The following is a 12049-nucleotide window of genomic DNA, read 5'->3' on the forward strand; positions in this document are numbered from 1 at the left end:
TTGAGCACTACAACGAGCAGCACCCCCATAGCGCCCTGAATTACCGCTCTCCGCGCGAGTTCAGGCGTGCGATGGCCTTATCAACCTAAGGGTGTGACCGTGTCCGCGGACACGGGGGCAAATCCACAGACAATCCAGCTTATCTTGATCATTGGTCGACGGATTTTCATCATCGATAGGCCTTTGCGCCTGTAAATTTCATGTAATCGTCACTCTGTTTCCAAAATATCGTTCCGCCAAGCGCGGCAGTGGATTCGTATATGTGGTCGTAACGATATAGCTCCTTGGTGTTTGTGACGATTTTCCCGTCAACCTTTGCTTTTGTGGTTTTTTTCTTGATGATCAATTTGGTGGATTCCCTGATGCTATAAATATAGTGCGATGGGTTGGTGAACCTGATGCCGTGTCGAACCTTGAAATGTGTCTCGTATTTGGTTTTGATGTCCGCACCGTCCCAGAAGTAAGCGCCATTGGAGTAGTCGGTACCACCGGAAAAAGCGTTTCTCGCTGCTTTTATCGCGTCGGTCATTGCGGCGCTCTTTTCTAGTTGTGCCGCTGTCGCCCCCATCAGCCTCTTGTAGCGCTTATTTCCGTCGGAAACGACGAAGGAGAACGATTTCTCATTGCCTGTGAAGCTCGCTAGGCTGCTGTAGCCTCGCGCCTTACTTTGTCGGAGTACGATACTTGCCAGTGCCGCCATCTCCTCAAACACATCAGCCGTGGATGCCTCTCCGTAGGCAATGGCCGCCAACAGCCTGGTTTCCGAATCAAGGGTGCCTTTGTTCTCGGCCGGTTCTGAGGTCATGGTCGATCCTCTCCGCTCTTATCAAGCCACATTACGAGGCGCCAGCTACCTTTTCCTTTCATGTCGACGGTTCTTCCACTAAGGAACCGGGCCTTGTGCTGGATGCGAGAGCCGTTCGAGTACAAGTCATATAAATAGCCTTCCGCAGGCTTTCCGGTTGACCCGTCGACAATCTCGAAATATTCCTCGATGACTTCACCATCAACTAGAGAATCAGTGCTCGTCATATTGACGGATGCGTAAGCGACGCTATGCCTTGCGGCGTCCTCAGCGGTCATGTTCATCGTGTAAGGACGGGATGCGAAGAAGACCGGAGGCTTCAGACAGCCACATACGCAGATATCGCCACTGAGCGCCATTTCCTTGCCCTTGTCGCTATATGGCCAGCGTGGTCCGATGCAGGCGATCACGCCTGAGCGCTTGCACACGGGGCAGAAAACAGGATCGCCTTCGCGTGCTACCGGGATGCCGTGATAGGTCACGTCTGGACTGCCGCCGACGATTACAGCGCCATTGTCGGCCTTGTCGCCCTTGATTAAGTAGGTTCTGGTTACCATAGTGTCCCCTCATGCGCGAGCAGGAACGTAAGCGGGATCCTGATCTGCTCACCCTCGAATTCTTGAAATTTCAGTGCCTGAACTGGGCTGAATAAGATCGTGTCGCCAGTCCTTTCAGGCTTTGCATCTTGCATCATTGCTCCTCGTGAGAAATCGTTCTCTTACCCCGGCCATCATTTAGTCAATATCGGCGGCGAGGATCAATCGGAAATGTCAGAACCTGCAAGGCAATTGCAGTTGGATTCGGCCGGTCCGCTAGCGATACTCTCGCCCGCTTTCATCAGTGCGCTGTCGGACCAGTGCGTTCAGAGAAGCAGGGGGCCGCAGTGGCCGGTCCTCGTTTTCGAGGTCCGGTGCGGTACCATATGCCGGTCAGAAGTCAGGCCTCGCGTGAAGGCCGGATTCTTCTTTGGATCTGGACGGAGTGAAGACTGCTGCGCGACACGTTGCCGGGCCGCAATGCCGTATCTGGGATGTTGCCGGCGAAGCGGCCACGCTGCGGTCTCGGCGCGTCAGCGAGAATCGCTTGATAGCACCAGGGGCATCTGCGCGGTGACGAAATGTGGTGCTGGCCGCTGCAGGAACTGGACCAGCTTGTACGCAGGCCTCTGCAAACCTGTTGGTGTCGCATCATTCGTTCTGCGACCCGGAAAACGCCCCGCAACACGGGGCCTCTTAGGCGAACATGCCGACGGCGCTTTACAGCCACGCTGTCGGCGACCGCGGTGACTTGGCTCATGCTGTCTCCCCGACAGCGTGTCGAAGCGCAAGCCAAACCACCCCTCAATAAGCAATCTTCGCCGTCAGGCTCACGCTGCGCGGATCGCCCGGCTGCAGGTAGTTCTCATACTGGAAGCCCCAGTAGCGCTTGTTGGTCAGGTTGTTCAGCGCTGCGCGCAGCGTCAGGTCCTTGCCGTACACGCGCGTGTTGTAGGTGGCGCCGAGGTTGAACACGGTATAGCCCCCCGCCTCCAGCGTATTGGTCGCGTTGACCTTGATATTGCTGGTGTACTTGCCGTCGATGCCAATCCGCAGGCCCGGCACGTACGGCACGCGGTAGCTGATGCGGCCCGCCAGCACCAGTTCGGGTGCGCCGGCGACGCGGTTGTCGATATTGGCATTGCCCTTGTCGTAGTAGGTATCGAGGTACATCGCGCTGCCGCCGAATTCCCACTGCGAACCCAGGCGGTACACGCCGGCAAGTTCCACGCCCTGATAGATCGAGGAGCCGTCCTGCACCCGCGTCGGCACGCCGCCGCTGACACTGTCGTACTCTGCGTCGCGCTCGATGCGGAACAGCGCGGCAGTGGCGCTCCACTTCTGCTGGTCCGCTTTGACGCCGATTTCATACTGCTTGCTGCGGAGCGGGCTGAGCAACTGGCGAGCGTTGGTGTAGCCATCCGGCACGATCGATCCGGGCTCCAGCGCTTCTACATAGCTGGCATAGACCGTGGCTGCCGGCACTGGCTTGAACATCAGCGCGAGCGTCGGCGTGACCACGCCGTTCTTGGTGTAGTTGGTGGCCGCCGGCACGTAGCCGTTCTGCTCGAAATTGGTGACGCGCAGGCCGGCCAGCACCGACCAGCGCTCGCTCAGCTGCACGGTATCGCTGGCAAAGATCGACTTCTGCGTGATGTCGCTGTTGCGCACCTTGTTGAACGCGGTCGAACTGAAGTACGTGTTGGTATTGGGCTCAAAGATATTGCCGGTGCCGATCGTGCCGGCAAAGCCGTTGTTGTCATAGCGGTCGATCTGCTTCTGCCACGACAGGCCGGCCACCAGCTGGTGGCCGAACGGGCCGGTGCGGAACTTGCCCTCGAGCATCGCCTGCCAATAGCCGACCTGCTGGTTCTGGGCGGTGTCATAGCGCGTGTCGGTGTAGTCGCCGGCCTGGTTCAGTACGCCATACAGGCTCTCGTTGCGGCTGCGGTTGACCTTGCTGAAGCTGTAGTTGGTGCTGACCGCCCAGTCCGGGTTCACCTGGTAGCGCAGGCCCGTGGTGTAGAGCTGCAGGTTGGTGTTCAGGTGCTGGTCGCTGCCGGCGAAGTTGCGGATGCGGCCGGATACGGCGGCGGGCAGCGCCGGGTCGGCGTAGGTCCAGAAGCTGAAGGACGGCATCTGCCCGGTGGTGCGGCGGTCCTGGTAGATCGAGTCGAATGTCCAGGTCAGGTCCCTGGTCAGGCGCGCGTCCAGGCCCAGCGACACCGTGTCGCGGTTGACATTGCGCGCGTTGTACGGCGTGCCTTCCTCGTGCGTGTAGTTGAGCCGGTAGCCGAACATGTTGTCCGGGCCCGCGCGGCCGCCGAGGTCGATGTGCTCGCTCCACACGTTGGCGGCGCGGTAGCCCAGCTCGAACGATGCGGTAAAAGTGTCGGTCGGCTTCTTGGTGACGTAGTTGACGATGCCGCCTGGGGTGCCAAATCCGTACATGAAGCCCGGCAGGCCCTTGAGCAGTTCCACCTGTTCCAGGTGCTCGTACGGCAGCGTGATGCCGTAGGCTACGAATGGCAGCCCGTTGATCTTGAAGCCGTTCTGCCAGTCGACCTGCAGGCCGCGCACGGTCAGGTAGCTGGCCCAGCTGTTATAGGCGTTGCTGTTGTCGGTGACCGAGGCATCCATGGCGAACACGTCGCCGAGCTTGCTGACCTGGCGATCGGCCAGGTCCTCGCCGGTGACAATGGTCGTGGAATACGGCGTGTCGAGCTGCGTACGCGAGCCCAGTGCACCGGTACTGGTTTTTTTCTGAAGCTGCAGGCCCGCGTCATCGACGGCGGTCGCACTGACCGTCACGGCGGGCAGCGCTTGCGGCTCGGCGCCCGCGGCTGCCTCCTGCGCCTGCGCGGCCGCCGCCGGGAAGCCGGAAAGGACGGCCAGGTGCGCCAATACGGCGAGATGGCGAGGCTTGGGTGCGCGCAGGCGGGTTACGCGGATGTCGGCGTGATTCATGGGTCGGCGGTAAGACAGGCGGGCCTGTGTGTAAATGTTGATACAAATGCGAATAATTCGCATTTAAGAAGGATCGGAATGATGGACACATGGCCATGCGGCGTCAAGGCGGGGGCGGGGAGTGTTGCGTAGAAAGCAACGGAGGCTACCGTTGCATGTGATGTAGCGTTCGCTCAGTCCTGAAGGGATCTGAAAAGTGAGCGGAGCTGAGTCGTGATGAAATGGACGGGCAACCAATCCGTCTTCAGCGGACTACATCCGCTTCCGGATCCCCTCATAAGCCTTGTCCAACTCCCCAGCCGCCCGCTTGCACGGCTCGATCGAAGTCAGTGTCTTCTCCTGGTGCCCGGACGGGCGGCGTCCAGCGTGAAAGGGCGGGACGCCTGCCTGGTATGACGCGAGGGGGATAGGTGCCTATTCGGCCGGCATCGGAGCGGCGCCGCGCGCGGCGACGCCGTCGCCGCCGCCGCCGGCCGGCAGCGCGGGGAATTCCATCTCGGCATAGCGCACGAAGCGGGTCTTGCGCACGATCCGGTAGCCCGCCCAGATCGCCAGGAAGATCGGGATGCCGATATAGGTGGCGGCCACGCCGACCCAGTCGATCTTGCCGCTGGCGAAGGCCTGGTAGTTCTGGCCCAGCGTAACGATCAGGCACAGCCCGAAGGCAAAGACCGGCCCATAGGGGAAGAACGGCGACCGGTAGGGCAGGCGCGACAGGTCATGGCCCTGCGCGACAAAGCCCTTGCGGAAGCGGTAGTGGCTGACCGCGATGCCCAGCCACGCGATGAAGCCAGTCATGCCAGACAGGTTCAGCAGCCACAGGTACACCGACTTGCTTTCGAACAGCGAGGTGAGAAAGCACAGCGCGCCCACCGCGGTGGTGGCCAGCAGCGCCACCAGCGGCACGCCGTTGCGCGTCAGCCGCGCGAAGATGCGCGGCGCGCGCCCTTCGGTGGCCAGGTTGTAGAGCATGCGGGTCGATGCGTACATGCCGGAATTGCCGGCCGACAACACCGCGGTCAGGATCACCGCGTTCATCACGCCGGCGGCGAAGGCCAGGCCGGCATGGCGGAACACCAGCGTGAACGGGCTCACGCCCACGGTCTGCACGTCGCTCTTGAGCAGGCTGGGATCGGTGTAGGGGATCAGGATGCCGATGATCAGGATCGCCAGCACATAGAACAGCAGGATGCGCCAGAACACCTGCCGCACCGCGCGCGGGATGTTCTTCGCCGGGTCGGCCGATTCGCCCGCTGCCACGCCGATCAGCTCGGTGCCCTGGAACGAGAAGCCGGCGATCATGGCCACCCCGATCAGCGCCGGCAGCCCGCCGACAAACGGCGCATCGCCGAGGGTCAGGTTGCCCAGCCCGTGCGAGGCCGGCATGTCGCCCCGCAGGATGCCGAAGATCATCAGCGTGCCGATGCCGATGAAGGCGATCACCGTCACCACCTTGACCAGCGCGCACCAGTACTCGGCCTCGCCGAAGCCGCGCACCGAGATGGCATTGAGCGCGAACATCAGCCCGAGGAACAGCGCACTCCACAGCACGCCTGGCGTGTCGGGGAACCAGTACAGCATCACCAGCTGCGCCGCGGCCAGTTCCACCGCGATGGTCACCGCCCAGTTGTACCAGTAGTTCCATCCCAGCGCGAAGCCGAAGCCTTCGTCGACATAGCGCGCGCCGTAGGTGGCGAACGAACCCGATACCGGCATGTACGCGGCCAGCTCGCCCAGGCTGGTCATCAGGAAATACACCATCGCGCCGATCAGGATGTAGGCGGCCAGTGCGCCGCCGGGCCCGGCCTGCGCGATGGTGGCGCCCGATGCCACGAACAGCCCCGTGCCGATTGAGCCGCCGATGGCGATCATGGTGAGATGGCGGGCGCGCAGCGTGCGGCGCAGCGTTGGCGCTGGCGCGCCGGAAGAGGAAGGTTGGCTGGACATCGGGACTCGGGTCGGGACGCGCAAAAGCGCGCAACTATGCCGGGGATCGGGCGCGCAGGCAATGCGGCCGCAGGTTCAGCCTGGTGCCGCCGCAGGGACGGGCTACCGGCCGGTATATACAACCTGGCTATGCGGCGGGATCATAAGAGAAATCGCAGTGCAGGAAAAGCCGCAAGCCTGATGCAACCCTGTGCGGTCAATGCCGCAGCGCACAAGCCATGTAGGACAAAGACCCCGTCCGGAAAGGAACCGCACCGCTGCCGTCGCCTGTTGCCGGGGTGTATTGTCTTGATAGCGGGTCTGGTACGCCACATGCAATCCGTGCGCGGTTTTCTGCACGGCGCGTCCCGGGCCGGCGCCTTCCCGGCGCAGGGAGCTCCATGGATGTTCCAGACTTTCTTCTGCCACTGTCCGTCCGATACCTGCCGCCAGCGGCCGCAACCGCTGGCAGCGCTGCCGCTGGCGATCACGCTGACGCTGGCGCTGGCCATGGGGCTGACCGGTTGCGCAAGCCTGCCGGCATCGGCCGAGCGCCCGCCGTCCAACGCGCCCGCCGCCACCGCCACGACCACGGAGACGCCGCTGGGCAAGGCGCTGGCCCCGCGCCTGGCGCAGCGCCCGGGCGAGTCGCTGTTCTACCCGCTCTCGTCCGGCCCCGACGCGCTGGCCGCGCGCCTGGCAATGGCCCGCGCGGCGCAGCGCAGCCTTGACCTGCAGACCTACATCCTGGAGCCGACCGGCACCGGCGCCGCGGTGCTCGGCGACATCATCGACGCCGCCGACCGCGGCGTGCGCGTGCGCATGCTGCTCGACGACCTGCGTACCGGCGGCGAGGTGGACAAGATCCTGTCGGCGATCGATTCGCATCCCAATATCGAAGTGCGCCTGTTCAACCCGTTCGCCAACCGCAGCCTGCGCTGGCTGGAAATGCTGGCGGACTTCAGCCGGCTGGACCGGCGCATGCATAACAAGTCGATGACGGTCGACAACCAGATGTCGGTGGTGGGCGGGCGCAATATCGGCGATGCCTATTTCTCCGCGCGCACCGACATGGACTTCAGCGACCTCGATGTGTTGATCGCGGGCCCGGCGGTGCCGCAGGTATCGGCGGTGTTCGACGAATACTGGAATGACGAGTCTTCCTATCCGGTGATGGCGCTGATCCCCGAGGGCAAGGAGGCGCCGGTGGAAATGCGCAGCCTGCGCAAGCGCCTGGAAGCGCGCGGCGACCAGGCCAAGGCCAGCCAGTATGTGCAGGAACTGCTCGACTCGGGCCTGGCCAAAGGCATCGAGAGCGGCCGCATGCCTGCCTATACCGGCAAGGCCACGGTGGTCTCCGACAAGGCCGCCAAGATCACCCACCAGACCCACGACGATCCCGGTCATGCCACCGCCCGGCTGGAGAAGATGATCAGCGGCGCGCAGAAGGAAGTCATGCTGATTTCGCCATACTTCGTCCCCGACGACGACGGCGAGGCCTGGCTGATCGCGATCGCGAAGCGCGGCATCCGCGTGCGCATCCTGACCAATTCCTTCGCCGCCACCGACGTCAGCGCGGTGCATGCGGGCTATGCCCCGCACCGCGAGGCACTGGTGGCCGCCGGCATCGAGCTGTACGAACTCAAGCCCAGCGCCTATGCCGAGCTGGCGCAGCGCGGCAAGGCCGCCAAGGGTTCGCGCTCGCGCTCCTGGCTGTCGTCGAGCCGCGCCAGCCTGCACGCCAAGAACTACATCGTCGACCGGCGCCTGGTGTTCATCGGCTCGCTCAACATGGATCCCCGTTCGGCCAAGCTGAACACCGAGATGGGCATCGTGCTCGACAGCCCGGCGCTGGCCGAGCGCATGATCAAGACCACCGAGGACGGACTGCTCGACATGGCCTACCGCATCGGCGTGCGCACCGATGCCGACGGCAACAATGCGCGCCTGACGTGGACCACGCGCGACAACGGGCAGCTCACCACCTACGACAGCGAGCCTGGCATGGGCGCGCTGCAACATCTTGGCATCGGCGTGCTGCGTGTGCTCCCGATCAAGGAAGAGTTGTAAACATCGCTGCGCCGCCGCGACGCGACTTTCCTGAACCATTGTTTGCGGTTATGGTTTTTGGCTTCATTGCACTGTGCCGTCCCGGCACGCCCGCCGCAAAGGAGCGTTATGAAAGCCGCCGTCCTGCATCAACCCAAGACCCCGCTCGTCATCGAAGATGTTGCCATCGGCAAGCCAGGCCCGCGCGAAGTGCTGGTGCGCACCGCTGCCGTGGGTGTGTGCCACTCCGACCTGCATTTCCTGGACGGCGCCTATCCGTACCCGATGCCTGCAATCCTGGGCCACGAGGCCGCCGGCGTGGTCGAGCAGGTTGGCGCCGAGGTGCGCACGGTCAGGCCCGGCGACCACGTCATCACCTGCCTGTCGGCGTACTGCGGCCATTGCGAGCATTGCCTGACGGGGCACCTGTCGCTGTGCATCGAGCCCGATACCCGCCGCCGCGAAGGCGAGGAGCCGCGCCTGATGGCACGGCAGGGCGGACCCATGAACCAGTTCCTGAACCTGTCAGCCTTTGCCGAGCAGATGCTGATCCACGAACACGCACTGGTGGCGATCCGCCGCGACATGCCGCTGGACCGCGCCGCGCTGATCGGCTGCGCCGTCACCACGGGCATGGGCGCGGTCATCCATACCGCCAGGGTGCAGCCGGGCGAGACCGTTGCCGTGATCGGCTGCGGCGGCATCGGCCTGGCTACGGTCAACAGCGCCGCGATTGCCGGCGCCGGCCGCATCATCGCCATCGACCGCGTGCCGGCCAAGCTGGAGCTGGCGCGCAAGTTCGGCGCCACTGACGTGATCGATGCCGGCGCTGCCGACGTGCTCGATGCCGTGCGCGAACTGACCGGCGGTGGCGTGCATCACGCCTTCGAGGCCATCGGCCTGAAGCAGACCACCGAGCAGGCCTTTGCCATGCTCCGCCGCGGCGGCACCGCCACCGTGATCGGCATGATCGCGCCGGGCGTCAAGATCGAACTGAAGGGCAGCGACTTCCTCGGCGAAAAACGCATCCAGGGCTCGCTGATGGGCTCGAACCGCTTCCCGGTCGACATGCCGCGCATGGTCGATTTCTACATGGCCGGCCGGCTGCACCTGGACGAACTGATTGCACAGCGCCTGCCGCTGGAGCGTATCAACGATGCCTTCGACGAACTGCGCCGCGGCGAGCTGGCGCGTTCGGTGATCCTGTTCGAATAAGCGGCCGCCTCAGGGCTGCGCGGGGCCGGTACTGAAAGCTGCCTGCATCGACCGGCGCCATTGTCCACACTGTGGGACAATGGCGCTCTATACCGCCGCCGCCCCGACCCTAGCCCAGCTCCCCCGCATGAAGACAATCGACTGGAAAGACTGGGAAATCTTCTGCCGCGTGGTGGAAGGCGGCGGTTTTACCCAAGGCGCCGAACTTGCGCAAGTGCCCAAGTCCTCCGCCAGCGCCGCCGTGGCGCGGCTGGAAGGGCAGCTTGGCGCGCGGCTGTTCGAGCGCACCACGCGCCGCGTGCGCGTCACCGAGCGCGGCCAGCAGCTCTACGACCGCGTTGCCCCGCTGTTCGCCGAGCTGCACGAGATCAGCGCCGAAGCCGCCTCGGGCAGTGCCGAGGTCAGCGGCGTGCTGCGCATCTCCACCCCGTATGAAGTCGGCTCGCAGCACCTGTCGGAAACGCTGACGCGGGTGTTGCGTGCACACCCGGCCCTGCGCGTGCAGGTCGATGTCAGCTGGGACCAGCCCGACCTGGTCCGCCACGGCTACGACCTGGCCTTCGTCATGACCAACACCGGGCTGCACGACACCTCCTTCGCCAGCAAGCGCGTGGTGCTGATCGAGCGCGCCTTCTACGCCGCGCCGGCGCTGATCCGCGCGCGCGGGCTGCCGCGCACGCCGCAGGACCTGCAGGGCTGGCCCACGCTGGGCAACGCGGATGACAAGCATTGGGAATTCCTGCGCGACGGCGTCGAGATCGCGCGCGTGGACGTGGAGCCGCGCATCGGCACCCACAACGCCGAGCTGCGGCTGAAGGCTGCCATCGATGGGCTGGGGGTGACGCGGCTGTCGCCACGCTTCGTGCAGGAGCAGCTGGAGCTGGGGCAACTGGTGCGGGTGCTGCCGGCCTATGCCTCGTCGCCGCTCAAGGTCTACGTGCTGATGCCGGCGCGCAAGCTCATGCCGGCAAGCGTGCGCGTGTTCCTTGACGTGCTGGAGCAGACCGTCGGCGTGCCCGAGACCCGGCGTCCGCCGGCGCGCAGGCGCGAGACGCTGGCGCCGTAGCGGCAACAGCGGCCACTGGCGCGATGGCCACGATCGCAGCGGTCGCCGCGGGTGGCTCAATAAGGCTGGTCGGCGGGCCGGATCTCGAAGCGCAATTGCTCGGCCAGGTCGAGCATCTCTTCATCATCCTCGCTGCGCGTGATCCAGCCGGCGTAGGCGTCGCCGCCGGTATCCCAGTTCCACAGCGTATAGCCGGCCACACGCAACTGGTTGTGCGCAAGCTCCATCAGCTCGGGCACGCTGGTGCCTTCCAGGAACGACTCTTCCTCGGGTTCGTCGGTGCCCCAGTCGATTTCCAGGTCGATGCGCTCGCACAGCTGGTTCAGGCAGCCGATAAACGACTGGCAGTCCTTCCAGTCGACGAAGAAGCCGGATTGCCAGTCGATGACTTCGCGCACCACCCATAGCAGTTCGCCGCCCTCGGTGTCGTCGTCCTCGGCGTCAAGCAGCGCGTCTTCGAACATCGACAGCTGCGCCGCCGTCTGCGCGCTGTCGTCGAGGTTGATCAGGGCGAAGAAACGCGCGATCGCGTCCTGCGTGTCGACGTCCAGTGGTGTGGCCATGCGAGATCTCCTGTGGTGCGGTGCGGGCTTGATCATGCCGCGACTTATGCCGCGATGCGCATGATCTCGCGTTGGCCCGCCGGTGTCACGCGCAACGCGCGCGATGTGCGCGTGGTCTCGACCCAGCCGCGCTCCAGCAGGCTGCCCAGCAGCGCCGCGCCCAGCGCGCCGCCGAGGTGGGGTTTGCGCTCGCTCCAGTCCGGGCAGGTGCAGGCAAACTGGCGCCGCTTGCGCCGCGCTGCAGCAATGTCGATGCCTAGTCCGGCCAGCGCCTGCGCGCCGTCGCCGCTCAGTTCCACGCGCTGCGCATCCAGCACCAGCCAGCCACTTTGCGTCATCCGCTCGAACAGCCCCACCGCCAGTTCGCCGGCCAGGTGGTCGTAGCAGGTGCGCGCCTGCCGCAGCGCCGGCGGCGCGGTACGCGACACCGGCACGTCGCGCAGCCGCGGCGGCCGGCTGGCCAGCGACGCCGACGCCAGCGCCTCGATCGCCACGCCGATCTCCGGCGCGGCCAGCCGGTAATACCGGTTTCGCCCCCGCGTCTCCACCGCCAGCATCCCACCCTCGGTCAGCCGCGCGAGGTGCCCGCTCGTGGACGACGCCGACAGGCCGGCGATCAGCGCCAGCTCGCCCGCGGGCCGCGCGCTGCCATCCATCAGCGCCCATAGCATGGCGGCCCGGCCGGCGTCGGCGAGCAGGCCGGCCAGCTGGCTGATACCGGGGGTGTAATCCATGGTTTGGCTCCGGGTGAAAGGTGCAATGCGGAGTATATGACTGAACAGCGCCAGCTGACCTTGTCAAGTCCTGACATAGGTTGACAGGTTTTGGTAGCGCCATTCGGCGGCTAGCGCCCGGTGGAAACAGACGCCCGATGAACATCATCGGGCGTTTTGTATTTCAGGGCCTGATGGGGGCGTTCGCG

The 12049-nt window shown here is 64.7% G+C and carries 9 protein-coding genes; 3 read left to right on the forward strand and 6 right to left on the reverse strand.

What is annotated here, in order from left to right:
- Positions 1-169 precede the first annotated feature (169 nt).
- The 4 genes from VSR71_RS34580 to VSR71_RS34595 all read right to left on the reverse strand — a co-directional run bounded on the left by VSR71_RS34580 (position 170) and on the right by VSR71_RS34595 (position 6255).
- Positions 170-805, reverse strand: coding sequence for a hypothetical protein (locus VSR71_RS34580; RefSeq protein ID WP_342917863.1), 636 nt, complete (start codon positions 803-805; stop codon positions 170-172).
- Complete coding sequence (locus VSR71_RS34585; protein WP_342917864.1) at positions 802-1362, reverse strand: PAAR domain-containing protein; 561 nt, start codon at positions 1360-1362, stop codon at positions 802-804. Before VSR71_RS34585 ends, VSR71_RS34580 begins: the two co-directional genes overlap by 4 nt.
- 783 nt (positions 1363-2145) lie before the next feature.
- Positions 2146-4308 carry a TonB-dependent receptor gene (locus VSR71_RS34590; protein ID WP_342917865.1) on the reverse strand — a complete coding sequence of 721 codons (2163 nt, stop codon included), beginning with the start codon at positions 4306-4308 and terminating at the stop codon, positions 2146-2148.
- A 414-nt stretch (positions 4309-4722) separates the two neighbouring features.
- Positions 4723-6255, reverse strand: coding sequence for an amino acid permease (locus tag VSR71_RS34595; RefSeq protein WP_342917866.1), 1533 nt, complete (start codon positions 6253-6255; stop codon positions 4723-4725).
- Between the two features lie 384 nt (positions 6256-6639).
- On the opposite strand from VSR71_RS34595, the gene VSR71_RS34600 reads away from it, so the two are divergent.
- The 3 genes from VSR71_RS34600 (at position 6640) to VSR71_RS34610 (ending at position 10564) form a co-directional block, all read left to right on the forward strand.
- Positions 6640-8304, forward strand: a complete 1665-nt coding sequence (locus VSR71_RS34600) for a phospholipase D family protein (RefSeq protein WP_342917867.1) — start codon at positions 6640-6642, stop codon at positions 8302-8304.
- A gap of 108 nt (positions 8305-8412) precedes the next feature.
- Positions 8413-9498: a Zn-dependent alcohol dehydrogenase gene (locus VSR71_RS34605; protein WP_342917868.1), complete on the forward strand. Its 1086-nt coding sequence runs from the start codon at positions 8413-8415 to the stop codon at positions 9496-9498.
- A 127-nt stretch (positions 9499-9625) separates the two neighbouring features.
- Positions 9626-10564, forward strand: a complete 939-nt coding sequence (locus tag VSR71_RS34610; protein WP_342917869.1) for a LysR family transcriptional regulator — start codon at positions 9626-9628, stop codon at positions 10562-10564.
- A gap of 56 nt (positions 10565-10620) precedes the next feature.
- Here VSR71_RS34610 and VSR71_RS34615 read toward each other — a convergent pair whose 3' ends face one another.
- Together VSR71_RS34615 and VSR71_RS34620 are read right to left on the reverse strand one after the other, a co-directional pair.
- Positions 10621-11127 carry a DUF6630 family protein gene (locus VSR71_RS34615; protein ID WP_342917870.1) on the reverse strand — a complete coding sequence of 169 codons (507 nt, stop codon included), beginning with the start codon at positions 11125-11127 and terminating at the stop codon, positions 10621-10623.
- Between the two features lie 44 nt (positions 11128-11171).
- On the reverse strand, positions 11172-11861 hold the full coding sequence (locus VSR71_RS34620; RefSeq protein ID WP_342917871.1) for a helix-turn-helix transcriptional regulator: 690 nt from the start codon (positions 11859-11861) through the stop codon (positions 11172-11174).
- Positions 11862-12049 lie beyond the last annotated feature (188 nt).

Source organism: Cupriavidus oxalaticus (assembly GCF_038900635.1).
GTDB classification, from domain to species: domain Bacteria; phylum Pseudomonadota; class Gammaproteobacteria; order Burkholderiales; family Burkholderiaceae; genus Cupriavidus; species Cupriavidus oxalaticus_B.

Bases quoted from the DNA above. Each gene is read 5' to 3' on its own strand.
- VSR71_RS34580 (WP_342917863.1), bottom strand. From the start codon at position 805: ATGACCTCAGAACCGGCCGAGAACAAAGGCACCCTTGATTCGGAAACC.
- VSR71_RS34585 (WP_342917864.1), bottom strand. From the start codon at position 1,362: ATGGTAACCAGAACCTACTTAATCAAGGGCGACAAGGCCGACAATGGC.
- VSR71_RS34590 (WP_342917865.1), bottom strand. From the start codon at position 4,308: ATGAATCACGCCGACATCCGCGTAACCCGCCTGCGCGCACCCAAGCCT.
- VSR71_RS34595 (WP_342917866.1), bottom strand. From the start codon at position 6,255: ATGTCCAGCCAACCTTCCTCTTCCGGCGCGCCAGCGCCAACGCTGCGC.
- VSR71_RS34600 (WP_342917867.1), top strand. From the start codon at position 6,640: ATGTTCCAGACTTTCTTCTGCCACTGTCCGTCCGATACCTGCCGCCAG.
- VSR71_RS34605 (WP_342917868.1), top strand. From the start codon at position 8,413: ATGAAAGCCGCCGTCCTGCATCAACCCAAGACCCCGCTCGTCATCGAA.
- VSR71_RS34610 (WP_342917869.1), top strand. From the start codon at position 9,626: ATGAAGACAATCGACTGGAAAGACTGGGAAATCTTCTGCCGCGTGGTG.
- VSR71_RS34615 (WP_342917870.1), bottom strand. From the start codon at position 11,127: ATGGCCACACCACTGGACGTCGACACGCAGGACGCGATCGCGCGTTTC.
- VSR71_RS34620 (WP_342917871.1), bottom strand. From the start codon at position 11,861: ATGGATTACACCCCCGGTATCAGCCAGCTGGCCGGCCTGCTCGCCGAC.